This window comes from Enterobacter sp. CPE_E890, from assembly GCF_046521475.1.
Lineage (GTDB): Bacteria > Pseudomonadota > Gammaproteobacteria > Enterobacterales > Enterobacteriaceae > Enterobacter > Enterobacter adelaidei.
In genome coordinates this window covers 1,225,226-1,241,716 of sequence record NZ_JBKFZW010000001.1, presented here as the reverse complement: position 1 = coordinate 1,241,716, position 16,491 = coordinate 1,225,226, and the positions used below count along the sequence as shown (strand labels likewise).

Below are 16,491 nucleotides of genomic sequence, written 5' to 3'. Positions count from 1 at the left end.
CCATGAATACGTCAGTTGTTTCACCGGGTCGCGCAGGCCTGATATTGCTGTTAACCGGCCAGATGCTGCCCATGATTGATACCTCAATCACCAACGTGGCGCTGGACGCCATCACCCATTCTCTGCATGCCACCGCCACCGAGCTGGAGCTGATTGTCGCCCTATACGGCGTGGCCTTCGCCGTCTGTCTCGCGCTCGGCAGCAAGCTGGGGGACAACCTTGGCCGTCGTCGTCTGTTTATGTGGGGAGTGGCAATCTTTGGCCTGGCCTCGCTGCTGTGCGGGATTTCGGGGAATATTGAACAACTGCTTGCTGCGCGCATTGTGCAGGGTGCTGGCGCGGCATTGATCATGCCGCAAATTCTCGCCACGCTGCATGTCACATTGAAAGGTACGGCCCACGCCAAAGCGATAAGCCTGTTTGGCGGGATCGGCGGGATCGCGTTTATCGTCGGGCAGATGGGTGGCGGCTGGCTGGTATCGGCGGATATCGCCGGGCTGGGCTGGCGTAACGCGTTCTTTATCAACGTGCCAATCTGTCTGGTGGTTCTGGCGTTAAGCCGTCGCTATGTGCCGGAAACCCGTCGCGAAACGCCGTCGCGCATTGACTGGGCGGGAACCGTGTTGCTGGCAGTGATCCTCTGCTGTCTGCTGTTCCCGATGGCCCTCGGCCCGCAGTGGCACTGGTCATGGCCGCTGAAGGCCGCGCTGATTGCGATTATCCCGCTGGGATATCTGATGGTATTGAATGCCCGTAAAAAAGAGCGTGAGGATGCCCATCCGCTGATCCCACCGCGTCTGATACAGCTTCGCAGCATTCGCTTTGGCGTGCTGATTGCGATGCTCTTTTTCAGCGTCTGGTCCGGGTTTATGTTCTGTATGGCGCTGACCATGCAAACCGGCCTCGGGATGGCGCCGTGGCAGTCGGGGAACAGTTTTATCGCCCTGGGTGTGACCTACTTTATTTCAGCATGGTTTGCCCCGCGTATGATCGCCCGCTACAGCACCAGCACGATCCTGCTGACCGGGCTGGCGATCCAGATTATCGGCCTGCTGGCGTTGATCGCCACATTCCGCCTCTGGGGCATGAACAACACAACGCTGACCCTGGTTCCGGCGACCGGCCTGGTTGGATATGGACAGGCGCTGATCGTCAACAGCTTCTACCGCATCGGGATGCGCGACATCCAGCCTGATGATGCCGGTGCCGCGAGTGCGATCCTGAGTACGCTTCAGCAGGCGGCACTCGGTCTTGGTCCGGCCATTTTTGGCGCAATTTTGCTGCACGGGCTGAGGAATCATCACGGGGATTTTACTCAGGCGATAAACCTCTTCCTGGCCGTCGAAACAGGTTTGATGCTTATTCTTGCGCTGGCAACATTACGTATGCGTCATCGTCTGTGTCTGCCCGTGGTGAAGACCTGCCACGTCACTAAATAAGCCAGGTAGATTTGCATAACAGGTTTGCAGCCGCCATTATGGGGCTGCATCAATACAGGAGACGTTATGCAGGAATTAATTGCTCAGGTTGAAGAGTTAGGCATTGAAATTAATCACACCACTTCTTTAGTGATTATCTTTGGTATTATTTTTCTTACTGCCCTTATCGTTCATTTTATTCTGCACAAAGGGGTACTGCGCGTTTTTGAGAAACGCGCGCAGGCCAGTAGCCATTTGTGGTTACAGATCATTACCCAGAATAAGTTATTTCACCGTCTGGCCTTTACCCTTCAGGGGATAATCGTTAACGTTCAGGCGGTTTTGTGGCTGCAAAAAGGCAGCGAAGCGGCTGAAATACTCACCACCTGCGCGAAGCTGTGGGTAATGGTCTATGCGCTTCTCTCCTTCTTCTCCCTGCTGGATGTGATTTTCAATCTGTCGCAGAAAATGGCCACCGCGTCACAGCTGCCGCTAAAGGGGATATTCCAGGGAATCAAGCTGGTGAGTGCGATTCTGGTGGGCATCTTAATTATCTCCCTGCTGATTGGACAATCCCCCGCCATTCTGATTAGCGGGCTGGGTGCGATGGCCGCAGTCCTCATGCTGGTATTTAAAGATCCGATTCTGGGGCTGGTCGCCGGAATACAGCTGTCCGCCAACGATATGCTCAAGCTGGGCGACTGGCTGGAAATGCCTAAATTCGGCGCGAACGGCACGGTGACGGATATTGGCCTGACCACCGTGAAAGTAAGAAACTTCGATAACACCATCACAACGATCCCAACATGGGCGCTGGTGTCCGATGCCTTTATCAACTGGAGCGGAATGTCGGCTTCAGGCGGGCGACGTATTAAGCGCAGTCTGAATATTGATACCACCAGCATTCATTTTCTCAACGAGCAGGAACAGCAGCACCTGATTCAGGCGAAGCTGCTTAAGCCCTATATGGCCGCGCGGCACGAGGAAATAAACCTGTGGAATCAGGAGAACGGTGAAGGGGAGTCGGTATTAAACCTGCGTAAGATGACCAATATTGGCACCTTCCGCGCCTACCTGAATGAATATCTGCGCAATCACCCGCGTATTCGCAAAGATATGACGCTGATGGTGCGCCAGTTAGCGCCTGACGCGAATGGTCTGCCGATTGAAATATATGCCTTCACCAACACGGTGATCTGGGCAGAATATGAGGAGATTCAGGCCGACATCTTCGACCATATTTTCGCGGTGGTGGATGAATTTGGGCTGCGTATTCACCAGTCCCCCACCGGAAACGACATTCGATCTCTGGCAGGTGTTATCGCGAAATAAGCATTTAAGCCCGGTAAGCGCAACGCTACCTGGCGAAAACTGCACTATTTCTTGCGGGAAAGCTTAAACGCCGCAAACAGGAAAATCACCCACACTGGCAGCAGCATCGCCGACAGGCGCATCTCATCCATCGTGCACATCAGCACCAGAATCAGCCCCAGGAAAGCGATACAGAGATAGTTACCTGCCGGATAGAGCAGCGCCTTAAACTGTGTTTCACGCCCCTTGCGGCGCATTGCCGCGCGAAAACGCAGGTGCGCCAGGCAGATCATGATCCAGTTCAGGAGCAACGTGGCAACCACCAGCGCCATCAGCAGGCCAAAGGCCTCTTTCGGTAACAGATAGTTAATCAACACCACCAGCGACGTGATAGCGCCAGAAAGCAACAGCGAATTCACCGGCACGCCACGACGGCTGACGCGGGTTAGAAACCTCGGCGCGTTGCCCTGCACAGAGAGACCAAACAGCATGCGGCTGTTGGAGTAGACACCGCTGTTATAGACCGAAAGTGATGCCACCAGAATGACGAAGTTCAGCGCAGAGGCCACCACGTTGCTGTTCAAATCGTGGAAAATCATCACAAATGGACTGCTGTCAGACTTCACCTCAACCCACGGGTAGAGCGCAAGCAGCACCACCAGCGAACCGATATAGAACAGCAGAATACGGTACACCACCTGGTTGACCGCTTTAGGAATGCTTTTATGCGGATCGCGCGCTTCAGCAGCGGTGATGCCAATCAACTCCAGGCCGCCAAAGGAGAACATAATCACGGCAAGAGAGAGAATAAGCCCCTTCCAGCCCGTTGCCAGGAAACCGCCGTGTTGCCACAGGTTGTCGATAGTGGCACGCTCGCCACCGTGACCTGAGAACAGCAGCCAGAGGCCAAAGCCGATCATACCGATAATCGCCAGCACTTTAATCAGCGCGAACCAGAACTCGGTTTCACCATACAGGCGCACATTCACGAGGTTAACGGCGTTAATGATAATGAAGAAGGCCGCCGCCCAAATCCACGTCGGAACGTCCGGCAGCCAGTACTGCATATAGATGCCAGCCGCCGTCAGCTCAGCCATCCCCACCAGCACGAACATCACCCAGTAGTTCCAGCCGGACAGGAAGCCTGCAAACGGGCCCCAGTATTTATAAGCAAAGTGTGCGAAGGAGCCTGAAACCGGCTCTTCAACGACCATCTCACCGAGCTGGCGCATGATCAGGAAGGCGATAACCCCGGCGATACCGTAACCCAGCAGAACCGCCGGGCCAGCCATCTGAATCGCAGGACCGATACCGAGAAACAACCCGGTACCAATTGCGCCGCCGAGGGCAATTAACTGAATATGTCGATTTTGCAAACCACGTTGCAGCGTCGGATTCTGTTCCGACGAAGCTTCAGCACTACCGTTGCCTGAAGCGGATGACGCGTCTTTCACGTCCTACCCCTGTCTCTTTTTTAGAAGGGGCACGTTTTAACACTTCATGCTGGAGGTAGCAAGGGATTGGGTGGAACCTCGGGCAGCCACCCCGATATCGGAGTGGCTGTGGTGTCATTATTTTTTCTTGTAAATATTAGCCGTACCGTGAATTTTATTGTTGGTGTTACCTGAAGTGAGCACCAGCACATCCGCGCCTTTCTTATCCGCTTTTTCAATCAGCTCTTTTTTTGCGTCATCCACCGATACTTCATTCGAGGTGCTTACCGAACCGATTTTTTGATACTGAGACGCAACTTTCTTGAACTCATTTTTTGTCAGCAGTTGGGCAGCAAACGCATTGGTCGTAAACAGTAACGCAGTTCCCAACAAAATAGCCGTTGTCTTTTTCATAACCTTTTTCCTTGAGATTAATCAGCAACTACGAAAAACCTCACACATTATGGTGAGGTTTTATGAGCATGGTAGAGAATCTCAGGAAATGCCATACGTCCTGGAAAATTCTTTTATAACAACCCGTTGCATGAAATTACTAACGACTATTAAGAATATTCAAAAACACGCGCCGTGCCAGCAATATCAATGCGTACCGACGTCCCAGGGTTCCACCCAGGCTGGCTTACCGTCTTGAGAATCACAGGCTGCTGTTGCCCGGCTAATCCCAGGGTGAGCGTCGACAGCTGACCGGTGAAATCCACATCAAGAATCGAGATCGGGCTTTCATGCGCTGCACATGCCGTTACGCGCAGCTGTTCGGGGCGCATCATTACCCTGCCCTCTCCTGTCGCATGCGCGTTGTCCGTCGGCACCTCACCCAGCGCGCACAGGGCAATCCCGGCATTGAGCTGAGCTGGCAGGATCACCGCATCTCCAAGAAACAGCGCCGTTTCTTCGTCAACAGGCTGTGTGTAGACTTCATAAGGCGTACCAACCTGGGTAAAACGTCCGGCACGCATGACGGCAACCTGGGTGGCAAACGACAACGCTTCGTTCTGATCGTGGGTGACCAGAATGGAGGCAACGCCCGCTTCGGCCAGCAGATCGGCCGTTGCTTTGCGCGTCATCGCGCGCAGGCCCGTATCCAGCGCTGAGAAGGGCTCATCCAGCAGCATCAATGAAGGACGTTGGGCCAGCGCGCGGGCCAGCGCCACACGCTGCTGCTGCCCACCGGAAATCTCATGCGGCCAGTGCGTCGCAAGCTGCCTGTCCAGCGAAACCATATCCATCAGCGCTTCAATACGCTGACGCTTCTCATGACGGGTACCGTCCAGCCCCCAGGCAATGTTATCTGCCACATTAAGATGCGGGAACAATGCCCCCTCCTGAGGAACAAAACCGATCCCGCGCAGGTGGGCGGGGACAAAACTGTTCTCATCGAACAACGTTCGCCCCTGCATGACAATGCGCCCGGTGTCCGGTGTTTCAAAACCGGCAAGAATTCGCAGCAGCGTGGTTTTACCTGACCCGGATGGCCCGACAATTGCCGTCCGGCTCCCGGGGGCAACGCTCAGGTTTAAGCTGTCGAGCACCTGCACATCAGAGAATGTTTTAGAAATGGAGGTTAATTCAAGCATGTCAAAGCCCTGCAATTTTTTTCGACTGCATATAGAGAATGGCGGTCAGCGGGAGTGAAATCAGGATCATCAGCATTGCGTAAGGCGCTGCGGCCACATAGTCAATTTCACTGGTCAGCGCCCAGAACCCGGTGGAGAGCGTGCGCGTGCCCAGCGGAGAGAGCAGCAGAGTCGCAGTCAGCTCGTTGCTGACACCGAGGAAAACAAGTGCCGCCCCCGCTGCCGCACCTGGCGCAGCCAGCCGCATCGTGACGCTCCATAGTGCCTTCGCCGGCGTACTGCCAAGACTGCGCGCCACGTTTTCCAGTTCCACCGGTGCCTGTGCTATCCCGGCACGCAGGTTAATGAGCGCGCGGGGCATAAACATCAGCAGATAGGCAAGGAACAGGGTAATTTCCGTCTGGTAAATGGGACGGGCGTAATGAATGGTGACAGTGACCAGCGCAAGCGCGGTGACAATCCCCGGCAGCGAACTGGTGATGTAGATGCAGCCTTCCAGCATACGAAAAACGCGGTGGGGGTAGCGAATTCCGAGCCAGGCGATGGGGATCACACACGCTGTCGTCAACAGAGCACCACCCACACCAAGCATCAGCGTCTGGCGCAGTGAGTGCCAGAGATCGGCGCTCATCCAGTTTTGCACACCGCCGAGCCAAATCCAGCGACACAGAACAATTAATGGCACGCCCAGTGCCAGAACAATCAGCACGATGAAAAACAGCTGACCCAGCGCAGCCGCCGCGGGTTTCAGCGGCCAGCGCTTCTGTTCACGTGCAGCACCAGCACCAATGCGCGCGTAGCGTGCTTTTCCGCGAGTCACGCCTTCCAGCACTAAGATAGCCAGACAGCACAAGGCCAGTACACCCGCCAGCATGTTTGCGGCAGGACCGCTGAAGGTAGACTGAAACTGGTCATAAATCGCCGTGGTGAAGGTATCAAAACGGATCATCACGTACAGGCCATATTCCGCCAGCAGGTGCAGCGCCACCAGCAGTGCGCCGCCGCAGATAGCCAGTTTGAGTTGTGGCAGCACCACGCGGAAAAAGACCCGCCACGGCGGCGTGCCGAGCGAAGCGGCCACATCTTCCAGCGTCGGGTCAAGGCGGCGCAGCACCGCCGCTACCGGCATATAGATAAAGGGATAGTAGGCAAGCACGGAGAGGAACACGCCTGCAGAAAGTCCATGCATCGACGGAACAACACTTACCCACGCATAACTTTGTACAAACGCGGGGATAGCAAGCGGAGCCACCGCCAGCGCAGACCAGATCCCTCGTCCGGCAAGCTGCGTGCGCTCTGTGAGCCAGGCGATTGCTACGCCTGTCACAATACAAAGCGGAACCGCTAACGCCGTCAGCCACAGCGTGTTGCTGAGCAACTCAGCTACACGCGGGCGGAACACCAGCGCCTTAATCGTCTCCCAGCCCGTCTCAATGCCAATGGCAATGATAAAACCTAAAGGCAGAAGCGCCATTAATGAAAACAGGACAGCTAACGCAACCATCGGCAGTGCAGGACGCCTGCGAGCAGGCTCCTGCACTCTGTTTTTGCCGATGTCGAGACTTAGACCAGACATAAGACGTTCACTTTACTCTCAGGATCACAGCAGACCGGCTTGTGTCATCAGCTCGATAACTTTTTTACTGTTGAGCGTTGAAGGTTCAACTTTCGGCGCATCGAGATCTTTCAGCGGAACGAGTTTCGGGTTAGAGGCAGCATTTACACCCACAGCATATTCAAAGGCATTGTTGGTACGCAGGCTTTCCTGGCCTTCTTTACCCGTGATGTATTTGATGAACGCCTGTGCTTGCTCTTTGTGTTTGCTGGATGCCAGTACACCACCGCCGGAGAGGCTCACAAACGCGCCCGGATCCTGGTGTTTGAAATAGTAGAGCTGGGTGTTTTTGCTGTTTTCACCCGTTTTGGACTGGTCGACAAAACGGTAGTAGTGATAAATCACGCCGCCATCAATCTGACCGGCATTGACGGCCTTCATGACGGTGCTGTTACCTTTGTAGGCAACAAAATTGGTTTTCATCGCTTTAAGCCATTCCAGAGTCGCCTTCTCGCCTTTCAGGGCCAGCATTGCGCTCACGATGGCCTGGAAATCTGCGCCTGACGGTGATGCCGCCCAACGGCCTTTCCACTCAGGTTTCGCCAGATCCATCAGCGATTTTGGCAGCTGCTGTTCGGTCAGTTTTTCCGGGTTATACACGAACACCGTGCTGCGGGCAGCAATCCCGATCCAGCGACCGTGCGCCGGACGATATTCTGCTGGTACCTGCTTCAGGGTATCTGCATTCAGCGGCGCGAACAGGTTGGCATTATCCACCAGAACCATGGACGGCGAGTTTTCCGTCAGGAATACGTCTGCTGGCGATGCGCTGCCTTCCTGAACCAGCTGGTTACCCAGCTCGCTGTCATCACCGTTACGCAGAGTTACTTTAATACCGGTTTCTTTAGTAAAACCGTCAACCCACGACTTAACCAGGTTTTCGTGCTGCGCGTTGTAGACAACGATACCCTCGTTGTTATCGGCCGCAACTGATTGTGTAGAAAGTAAAAGTGATGAAGACAACAAGGCAAGGGAGAAACATGACAGCAGACGAGAATTCATGAACATATCCTTAATTGACCAACGTGATTAACAACGCATAGCTTTGTGGGACAGGATTAAAGCATACAAAAACGCTAATGATAATTAGTATCAATCCAGTTTTAGCGTAAAAGTGTAAAATTTCATTATAGAGGTGTTTAAAGTGATAAAAATCCAGATTTAAAAATGGAGTAAAATAAAGATTAAGAAATCCTTAAGGGCAGCCCTAATAAAAGATAATTAGCACTCTATTTATTAAGCCGTTATTTAACCGAAAAGAAAAGAATAAAAATTCGACCACAGGGCATTAGAAAAAAATGACTCCCTTCATGTCATTGTCCTGTTATCGCACTAGTCGATCTTAAGCGGAAGTGTCTCCAGCGTTCTCAGGATCAGACTTCGATTCGACCATTTCGCCTCACCGTCCAAAGCGGTAATCCCTCGCTTGCTCAGGGCCGTCGCCAGATTTTCAGCCTGAAACTGCGCCAGCAACTGCCCGATGCACTGGTGCACACCTGCTCCAAACCCTAGCTGTCGCTGTGCATTCTTTCTGCCCGGAATAAAGCGCGACGCCTCTTCAAAAACGCGTTCATCCCGGTTAGCGGAGCCAAGGCACAGCAACACGTTATCGCCAGCCTTCAGTTCACGCCCCAGAAAATGCACAGGAGCCGCAACCTTCCGCCTGCCCATCTGAAGCGGCGATTCAAAGCGCATCGTTTCGCTTACTATCTCTTTCATCCGCAGCGTGTTATTTCTGACCCCATCCTGCAATTCCGGATGCAATGCCAGCATATAGAGCAGGTTTCCGGTTAGCGCTTCGCTGGTTTCACTGCCGCCAATAAGCATCGTGATGCAGTCCGTGCTAAACCGCTCATAAAGCGCATTCCCATCTCCGCCATATCCTTTCAGCAGGCTGCGATAAAACAGCGAATCGTAACCTTCTCTGTGCGCCTGTGCGAGCTGGAGAAAGCTATCATCCAGACGGGAGAGCGCTTTTATCAGCCTCTGAAGCCCCTCACGGTCAATGGCGCTGGGATCCAGCAATAGCCTGATGGCACTTTTCTCTTGCTCCACCACCTCCTGTTGCGCCTGCGGCAGGTTAAGCCATACGGTGAAAAGCTTCCCCCATAGCGGCGCTGCAATCTGCCGAACTCCGTCAAACGGGCGAGCTGTGGGTAAAGCGGCTACCACTGAATGTGATTCGTGTGAGATGAGATGGGTTAATGCCCTCCAGGATTCGCCGGTAAACAGAGCTTGCAGAGCCTGACGGTGAGCGCGATGAACACTTCCCTCCTCAAAAAGGACAATGCCGTAGAGAAGATCCCGCAGCCGGGGCGGAAGGTTAAAACACTCTTTTTCCAGTACAGCATGCACGTCTTCAGGGATACCTGAAGAGACGAATGCACGTTCCTTCATTGCCTGATACACGTCCTGATAACGGGTAAGCACCCATGTTTTCCCGATTCGCGTCACCGGCTGATGGTTTCGCATATGGTGATAGACGTCGTGAAGATTCTCCTGAAAGACAGGAGAGGCAGGATTAAACCGAAGCGCTTTGTCGACATATGCCATGGGTGAGCCCTCATCACAGGATTAATCACCATTGAGTTAAGCAGGGATATGTTTCAGTTCAAGTATGGCGATGGAGTCTGGGGGATTACGGGGATCAAATGGCACGCCCTGTAGGATTCGAACCTACGACCTACGGCTTAGAAGTTCCTGGAACTACCCGAGCTAACAATAACTTATCCCATTACTACGGCGCTCACACGTCCCATCTTCGAAAAACATGCAAAGCCTTGCAAACCGATGCAAAGCTTTGTGTGTCCCATTTCTGTCTCACATCACTGGACAATCATCAAATTCTCCAGAACGCGCATCGTTGATGATGTAGGTTATCACTCCGAACACCGGACGCGATGTGTCTGATGCTTCGTTCTTATCCGGCAGACCCTCCCTCTTGCCATTTTCCAGATTCTCCAGATGAGGCTCCGGGTGTGTGCGATACCGCTTAATCCTAAACTCACCGCTATCTGTGCAAACCAGCAATGAACCATCACATGGAGACAGTGACGCGTCGACAACCAGCAAAGCACCGTTGAGGATACCTTCCCGGTAATGCGTTGCACCTGCCCGCATAAAGTACGTAGCCGCTGGCCTGGTGATGATGCGCTCGTCAAGCGATATACGCTGTTCAACGTAATCCGTAGCCGGCGAAGGAAAGCCCATCAGAATACCCTCCCCATGTTACGTAGGATCCAATAACGGTTGTCGCTGCCATCCGTCGTCTTATCCGCGAAGCCTGGCTGATTGCGCTCGATCCATGAATTCGCATCCGCCTGGCTGAAATGCCAGTGTCTCTCCTGCAGTTCAGCGATGAACCTGTCTGTATGCAGGCAAAGATATCCCTTTGGATTCTGTTGTATGGCCGCTAAAAAGGCTGCACGTATATCAGGTTGACGAGGCATAAGAGCGCCCTCTTTGGACTATTGACTGTATGCATATACAGTAGTATTTTTATGATTACAGATCAAGTTAGGAAAGAGGAATAGCAATGTTTGTTGAACTGGTATATGACAAACGTAATGTTGCGGTGCTCGAAGGAGCCAGAGAGATCATCCTGGCTGAACTAACAAAGCGGGTGCACAAAATTTTTCCGGATGCCGAAGTGAAGGTAAAGCCGATGCAGGCGAACGGCTTGAATAGTGATGCCAGCAAAAGCGATCGGGAAAAGCTGAACCGCATGCTGGAGGAAATGTTTGAAGAGTCCGATATGTGGTTGGTTTCAGAGTTCCGACTGTTCGCCAGGTTGGCCTATAAATCTTGTTCGGGTAATATTCCCGGCGTTTGCTCGGGCATGAACACTGAGCAATCAACCGCCGCTCATTCTTACACAAAATGGACGGCGGTTTTTTTAAGACCACTGTTCCTGCTTTAAAGCCACTTCCGTTTGTTTCTGTTTCTGTTTCCAGATGCTACTCGCTGGCATTTCTACACGAACGCTGACGAACTGGTCAGCCGGGATGTCAACCGGCTCGCCATCTGCCAATCCAGCACGCTCATTCCTGGCAAATGCTGGAGCTGAAGTATGGGCGCGGTGATATGTTTTTACCAGCACAGAGCCGTCGGCGTTAACCTCATAATCCAGCCATATGAGCGGTTGCTTATTCCTGTCAGTAGGAATCTCAAAACCTCCGTCAATACCGCCCCAGGCAGCGTCTGAATTGAGTGCTTCACACCCATCAATGAGATATTGGCCTACATCCAGACGAGTGACCGTAACGCCTTCTGATTCATCGTTGGTTTTGTAATTGCCATCACCATAAATTTTCACAACAGGAGACGCTACTTTTATAAAACCGTTACTGTCAACAGTGGTATTTCTGGTATCACGAGTTGTTACCATTGGTGTTAATACACCATTAAATATACCCTGCCAGCACAAGCTTCCTGAATTACCAGTGATCGTATACGGTACAAAAAACATAGTTCGACTTTGTTGATTACCTAGACTCAAGCTTTGAGCGTAGGCATACCCTGTCCCGTTTTGTGAAGGATTTGGCCCTCCGGTATTTAACGTGTAGTCACTTGCTGACGTACACCAGCCATTCCATATAGTAGTTAAAAAATTAAAGCCTGGAACTGCACTTCCAGCTACCGGGAAAGAGGATGAAAAGTCAGGGTAAATGAGTCTTTGTTTAAGAGGAAAAATATTGCCCGCCTCAGAACCGATCACCAGTCCAAGGTTAGCGCGTGCACCTGCTGCGGTTTTTGATCCTGTTCCCCCCTGCTCCACAGACAAAGCCGTAGTTAGTCCTGTAATGGAGGTGATGTCACTGTTTTGCCCTTTTGCCGCCTTCCCGGATAGATCATCAGAAATGTCAGAGACGGCATCAGAAATGTCAGAGACGGCATCAGAAATGTCAGAGACGGCATCAGAAATTCCCGAGATGGTATTAGAAATGCCATTCCACGCAGGGCCAGTCCATGTCGTTCCATCCGGCAGTGTTACCGTAACATTGCCAGTTCCGGAAAAAATGCTTTGCCAGTTCTGTTTGTCGTAATTCAGTCCACGCAGCGCTTCAGCACTTTGCGCCACCAGCGCAGCAGTAACAAGGCTCATGGCAACACGCGGAACAGCATACCATGCAGCGCCGCCCTGCGTAGGCCCGGTATAGTTGCTAACTATGGTCAATGAAGTATTGCTGTCTATAGTTTTGATGGGTAGTGTATAAGGAATACCGCCGATAGTCACTACAATAAAATCGCCGACGGTTAACTCGGAAGTAAAGGCAGTACCGCTACCTGTTAGGTATCTGAATTATTTGTAAGTGTGAGGGTGCCTTTTGACATTTTCTTCTCCTGACCCATATTTACAACTAGACTGAAAAGGGGTATAGTTAAGATATTAAATAAACTGTGATGTTTTAGATGAAACAAGTATACACATTTCTTTTCTTGATTTTAACCACATTAGCTGGGTTGCGCGAGTAACACTACTGAATATCAATTCCAGATGGATTATCCTATACAGGCTGCCCGGCTTTCAATTGGTATGAATTAATAATTAGTGAAAAAGAGGGCTGGGATATTCCAGCCCTCAACAACCACAATATTTTACCACTCATTTATTTTTACCCAACAAACGATCCTGTACCTCTTGTTATTGTTAAACTTGGGGAGTAAATGACTTTGCTTACTGAGTTAGCACTAACGATAGTTAATTTTGCCGTTACCGTGCTTGCATTTATTCCTTTAACTCCAAATCTCAATGTGTAAAAATTATTAGCATACGCGCCGGATTGCACTGGAAGGTTTGAAAACGTTTTGGATGTCCCATTAATATCAATAATAACATCCATCATGGTATTGACATTCGCTGATGAATAAAAGGTTGCTTCTACAAGAGCATTCTTAGCAAGACTACTTGATCCTGAGTCAGTATAAGTAATCGTTTTAACTAAATTAGCAGTTCCGCTTAATGAAGCATCCGAACCGACACCAACGTTGGCAACATCCCCAACAAATGACGTTGCCTCTATAGTTCCGGTAAATTTCCCACCTGAGGCATAAACCATCCCTCGTACTGTAACGTTGTTGAAAACAGCATAACCGGATTTGTTAATATGCCAGCCAACGTTCCCGGTTCCGTCCCAGGTTGAGGACTGGATATAATTGCCAATTTTGGCATTATCAATACTGCCATTACGAATAAATGCCGAGTTGATAAATACCTGCCCATTAAAAACAAAGAAGGCTTTTTGATAATTTCCCGGTTCGCTTCCTGAATAAATACCGAATTGATCCGCCGCAAAAACTGTTGTTGATTTATACCCACCAGAACCATCAGGCTCAATACCCATTGAGAACCCGGTGTTATAGAACTGACTTCCCCGCTGAATGCCAAGATTCAGGGTATAGAATGCTGAGGCTGTGCCATCGATCTTAACTTCAGCAGTGAGTTTTTCGCTGACCGCTGATGTTAAATCGCCTATTTCTGCCTGCACCTGGGTGGATAGTTCAGCGAGGGCATGGTCGACATCAGCAATCGTTGTCCTGACGATCAGAATGTCGGCTTTGACCTCACCATATTGTGCCCACTGATGTTCATAGGCAGCATTATTTGCAAGGGCATTCTGTATTTGCCCTTCCAGGTTCATATCAACACCATCCTGGAGGTTTTTGAATGCTGTCGAATCCCTGATCGCTTCATCGATGTAATCAATCATGCCAGGTATATCAGATGAGGCCTGCCCGGACACCTCAACGAAACCGGATGTACCGAAGGCATTACGCGTGCGGACGTACAGGTAGTATGTGGTATCAGCCTTTAAACCGTGAAGAGTCCACTGACTTGCTCGCCCAAGAAACTGCGCCTGATCCTCAATCTGTGAAGCGTCAACAATCTGGTTCTCTCCTGAGTACCAGAACTCAAACGTGGTATCAGAGGTTGCAGTCACCCGCATAACTGGAACAATACCTGCTGAGAAAATACCGGGAGTCCATACAACTGAAGATGGTGCGAGAGGTGCTCCGATAACCAGACTCACCTGTGTTTCAGCCCCTTTCATTCCATTTTCATTACGGCCACGAACGCCAAGCGTGTAAATCCCGGCATTCAGGCCGTAAAACTCATATCGGAACTGATCAGTCTCATACTGAGCCACTACTTTCCCGTCATCGGTGTATACATACACTTCAAACATCAGCTTTTTGGTAGTGGTTGCCGTCTCCCATGTGGCCGTAACCTGGACAGTCTCAGAGTTGGTGTTGATGATACGCAGGTTCTCCACATTCGGTACACGGTAACCGTTCAGCGTATCGTTGGGAACTTCGAACACGGCACCTTCATCAACAATAGCCTGTTTGTTCGGATCATGTTGCGATGCGGTGATGCTGTAGACAGAATTGTTATCCGTCTCTGCAACGCTCAGGATGCGGAAGAGTCTGGTTGAAACGTTACTGGTGGAGATAGCGAATACAGTGCCGTCACGAACCCATGCAGGCATAGTTTTCAGCGTCACTACATTGTCGGCAATGCTGGCAATCAGGTACTTAACGAATTTCCCGTCACTACCCATGATCGACATGGTGTCGCCTTCTGATATCAGAGACGAATCAACAGCATCAACGGTAATTTTGTTACCCGCATGCGACATAATGCGGCCACCAAGACGCGCACCAGCATAGTTGTTGTCCATGACTTCAACGATATCACCCGGCGTGAAGTGGATGGCATCCCGAGCCATCTGGAAAGACAGTCTGCTGCTTTCACGCTTTGCTGTTTCCAGCAACCATTTACCGGCTCGCCATGCCTGGCCGCGTGAGGTACAGCCGAACGCCTCAAGGGTGGTTTCGTTGTAGTTCCCGCGGGCGATCATATCATCGTCGGAAACATACTCTTTTACCTGCTCCCAGCCGTTATCCGGGTCAGTCCAGGACACAACAACGGCATTGTATTTCTCTGAACGCTTCACGGAGCTGCGCTTAAACTCGCCATCAACTACGTTAGCATTCGTGATTGTCGCAATTGGGTCTTGTGGCGCGTCCAGCATTACTGAAAGACGCATACCGTCCCACAATGCAATTCCACGGAACATACTCGCTATCTTGTCGAGAATGTCACGCGCACTCGCCTGCTCGGTAATATAGGCATTCAGCGTCATCCTTGGTTCCTGCCCGCCGTAGCCATCATTAACAAGCTGATCGCAATACCGTGAGAGAACATAGAGTGCGCCATCGTCAACATCGATGTATCCGGCGCGTTTCGCCAGGCCAAATCGGGTATTTTTCGCCAGTTCACGGAACAGCCAGGCGGGATTATTAGTCCAGGCTTTTTTAAATCCGCCAGTCCACAGCCCAGAGTAGGTGCGCGTCAGTGGATTATAGTTGTCAGGAACGTCAACAATCAGGCCGCGAAGATGATATGTGCGACTCGGGGTATCGGTGTACTGGTCACGGTCGATAACTGCACCCGCAATAGCGGAGAACGGATAGTTCAGGTTATCGTCGGTGATCTCGCTGTAGCTGTTCCAGATGGTACCGTTTGACAGCAAATCACTGGTGCTGTCCGGCGTAATTCGACGCACTCGGATATCGAACGGTTTAGTTTCCGGCGCGTCAATCAGGTGCGCCTCAAGATACTCACCGGATATTTTACCTGTAATTGTGACGGTCTTTACTATTGCCCACCCGCTAGCTCCAGTTCTGGTCTCCAGAACCAAAGTGACTGAAGTGTTCTTCTGGTTCCCCTTTTTGTCCTGCTCTACCAGTCCGGTGACACCAACGTTGAAACGAACTCGGGTTACATCCTGATCCGTAATGGTGCGTACCAGCGGGGTATCGTAAGTGACCTCAGTGTTAACAATGGTCGTCGCTTCGATTGCAGAGAAACCGTTGATTGGCGACTGCGTTTCAGAACCCGGCCTCCATGCCACGCTGACTCCGTTAACGCTGACGTTTCCGTTGGCGTCAGTAACCGGCGTTTTGTTCAATTTGAATGAAGACAGATGTGACTGATCAATCGGTCCGTAAATCGGACCCTCACTGATAAGGTCAAGCACCCGGTAAAATTGTTTTGACTTGAGGTTATCGTCGAGGAGTTTCGGGGTTGATGCTTTACCGCCGCCTGAAGACAT

The 16,491-nt window shown here is 51.4% G+C and carries 11 protein-coding genes and 2 pseudogenes; 3 read left to right on the top strand and 10 right to left on the bottom strand.

What is annotated here, in order from left to right:
- Positions 1–2 precede the first annotated feature (2 nt).
- Both ACLHV9_RS06160 and ACLHV9_RS06155 read left to right on the top strand, forming a co-directional pair.
- The gene (locus ACLHV9_RS06160) at positions 3–1,439 is read left to right on the top strand and encodes an MFS transporter (protein WP_028018449.1); all 1,437 of its coding nucleotides are present in this window, start codon (positions 3–5) and stop codon (positions 1,437–1,439) included.
- Between the two features lie 66 nt (positions 1,440–1,505).
- Positions 1,506–2,750: a mechanosensitive ion channel family protein gene (locus ACLHV9_RS06155; RefSeq protein WP_108090661.1), complete on the top strand. Its 1,245-nt coding sequence runs from the start codon at positions 1,506–1,508 to the stop codon at positions 2,748–2,750.
- Positions 2,751–2,794: 44 nt separating this feature from the next.
- Here the strand turns inward: ACLHV9_RS06155 and pheP are convergent, their stop codons facing one another.
- The 8 genes from pheP to ACLHV9_RS06115 form a co-directional block, all read right to left on the bottom strand.
- On the bottom strand, positions 2,795–4,183 hold the full coding sequence (gene pheP / locus ACLHV9_RS06150) for a phenylalanine transporter (protein WP_028018451.1): 1,389 nt from the start codon (positions 4,181–4,183) through the stop codon (positions 2,795–2,797).
- A 117-nt stretch (positions 4,184–4,300) separates the two neighbouring features.
- On the bottom strand, positions 4,301–4,576 hold the full coding sequence (gene yahO / locus ACLHV9_RS06145; protein ID WP_108090662.1) for a DUF1471 family periplasmic protein YahO: 276 nt from the start codon (positions 4,574–4,576) through the stop codon (positions 4,301–4,303).
- A 149-nt stretch (positions 4,577–4,725) separates the two neighbouring features.
- The gene (locus ACLHV9_RS06140; RefSeq protein ID WP_049007434.1) at positions 4,726–5,757 is read right to left on the bottom strand and encodes an ABC transporter ATP-binding protein; all 1,032 of its coding nucleotides are present in this window, start codon (positions 5,755–5,757) and stop codon (positions 4,726–4,728) included.
- A 1-nt stretch (position 5,758) separates the two neighbouring features.
- Positions 5,759–7,333 carry an ABC transporter permease gene (locus tag ACLHV9_RS06135; protein ID WP_028018454.1) on the bottom strand — a complete coding sequence of 525 codons (1,575 nt, stop codon included), beginning with the start codon at positions 7,331–7,333 and terminating at the stop codon, positions 5,759–5,761.
- Between the two features lie 24 nt (positions 7,334–7,357).
- Complete coding sequence (locus tag ACLHV9_RS06130; RefSeq protein WP_028018455.1) at positions 7,358–8,374, bottom strand: iron ABC transporter substrate-binding protein; 1,017 nt, start codon at positions 8,372–8,374, stop codon at positions 7,358–7,360.
- A gap of 330 nt (positions 8,375–8,704) precedes the next feature.
- The gene (locus ACLHV9_RS06125) at positions 8,705–9,925 is read right to left on the bottom strand and encodes a cytochrome P450 (RefSeq protein WP_108090664.1); all 1,221 of its coding nucleotides are present in this window, start codon (positions 9,923–9,925) and stop codon (positions 8,705–8,707) included.
- A gap of 267 nt (positions 9,926–10,192) precedes the next feature.
- Positions 10,193–10,582, bottom strand: a complete 390-nt coding sequence (locus ACLHV9_RS06120; RefSeq protein WP_335234582.1) for a S24 family peptidase — start codon at positions 10,580–10,582, stop codon at positions 10,193–10,195.
- Positions 10,582–10,821 (bottom strand): hypothetical protein, encoded by a 240-nt coding sequence (locus ACLHV9_RS06115; RefSeq protein WP_127851061.1) that lies wholly within the window; start codon positions 10,819–10,821, stop codon positions 10,582–10,584. The genes ACLHV9_RS06120 and ACLHV9_RS06115 overlap by 1 nt, the downstream gene beginning before the upstream one ends.
- A gap of 86 nt (positions 10,822–10,907) precedes the next feature.
- On the opposite strand from ACLHV9_RS06115, the pseudogene ACLHV9_RS06110 reads away from it, so the two are divergent.
- Positions 10,908–11,144: pseudogene (locus ACLHV9_RS06110) on the top strand (DinI family protein); the annotation flags it as partial.
- Between the two features lie 123 nt (positions 11,145–11,267).
- Here the strand turns inward: ACLHV9_RS06110 and ACLHV9_RS06105 are convergent.
- Together ACLHV9_RS06105 and ACLHV9_RS06100 are read right to left on the bottom strand one after the other, a co-directional pair.
- A pseudogene (locus tag ACLHV9_RS06105) lies at positions 11,268–12,706 on the bottom strand (phage tail protein).
- Between the two features lie 281 nt (positions 12,707–12,987).
- On the bottom strand, positions 12,988–16,491 hold the full coding sequence (locus ACLHV9_RS06100) for a host specificity protein J (protein WP_407220285.1): 3,504 nt from the start codon (positions 16,489–16,491) through the stop codon (positions 12,988–12,990).

What these genes read in the sequence shown, in the direction of transcription:
- ACLHV9_RS06160 (WP_028018449.1), top strand. Translation starts at nt 3, where the DNA reads ATGAATACGTCAGTTGTTTCACCGGGTCGCGCAGGCCTGATATTGCTG.
- ACLHV9_RS06155 (WP_108090661.1), top strand. Translation starts at nt 1,506, where the DNA reads ATGCAGGAATTAATTGCTCAGGTTGAAGAGTTAGGCATTGAAATTAAT.
- yahO (WP_108090662.1), bottom strand. Translation starts at nt 4,576, where the DNA reads ATGAAAAAGACAACGGCTATTTTGTTGGGAACTGCGTTACTGTTTACG.
- ACLHV9_RS06140 (WP_049007434.1), bottom strand. Translation starts at nt 5,757, where the DNA reads ATGCTTGAATTAACCTCCATTTCTAAAACATTCTCTGATGTGCAGGTG.
- ACLHV9_RS06135 (WP_028018454.1), bottom strand. Translation starts at nt 7,333, where the DNA reads ATGTCTGGTCTAAGTCTCGACATCGGCAAAAACAGAGTGCAGGAGCCT.
- ACLHV9_RS06130 (WP_028018455.1), bottom strand. Translation starts at nt 8,374, where the DNA reads ATGAATTCTCGTCTGCTGTCATGTTTCTCCCTTGCCTTGTTGTCTTCA.
- ACLHV9_RS06125 (WP_108090664.1), bottom strand. Translation starts at nt 9,925, where the DNA reads ATGGCATATGTCGACAAAGCGCTTCGGTTTAATCCTGCCTCTCCTGTC.
- ACLHV9_RS06120 (WP_335234582.1), bottom strand. Translation starts at nt 10,582, where the DNA reads ATGGGCTTTCCTTCGCCGGCTACGGATTACGTTGAACAGCGTATATCG.
- ACLHV9_RS06115 (WP_127851061.1), bottom strand. Translation starts at nt 10,821, where the DNA reads ATGCCTCGTCAACCTGATATACGTGCAGCCTTTTTAGCGGCCATACAA.
- ACLHV9_RS06100 (WP_407220285.1), bottom strand. Translation starts at nt 16,491, where the DNA reads ATGTCTTCAGGCGGCGGTAAAGCATCAACCCCGAAACTCCTCGACGAT.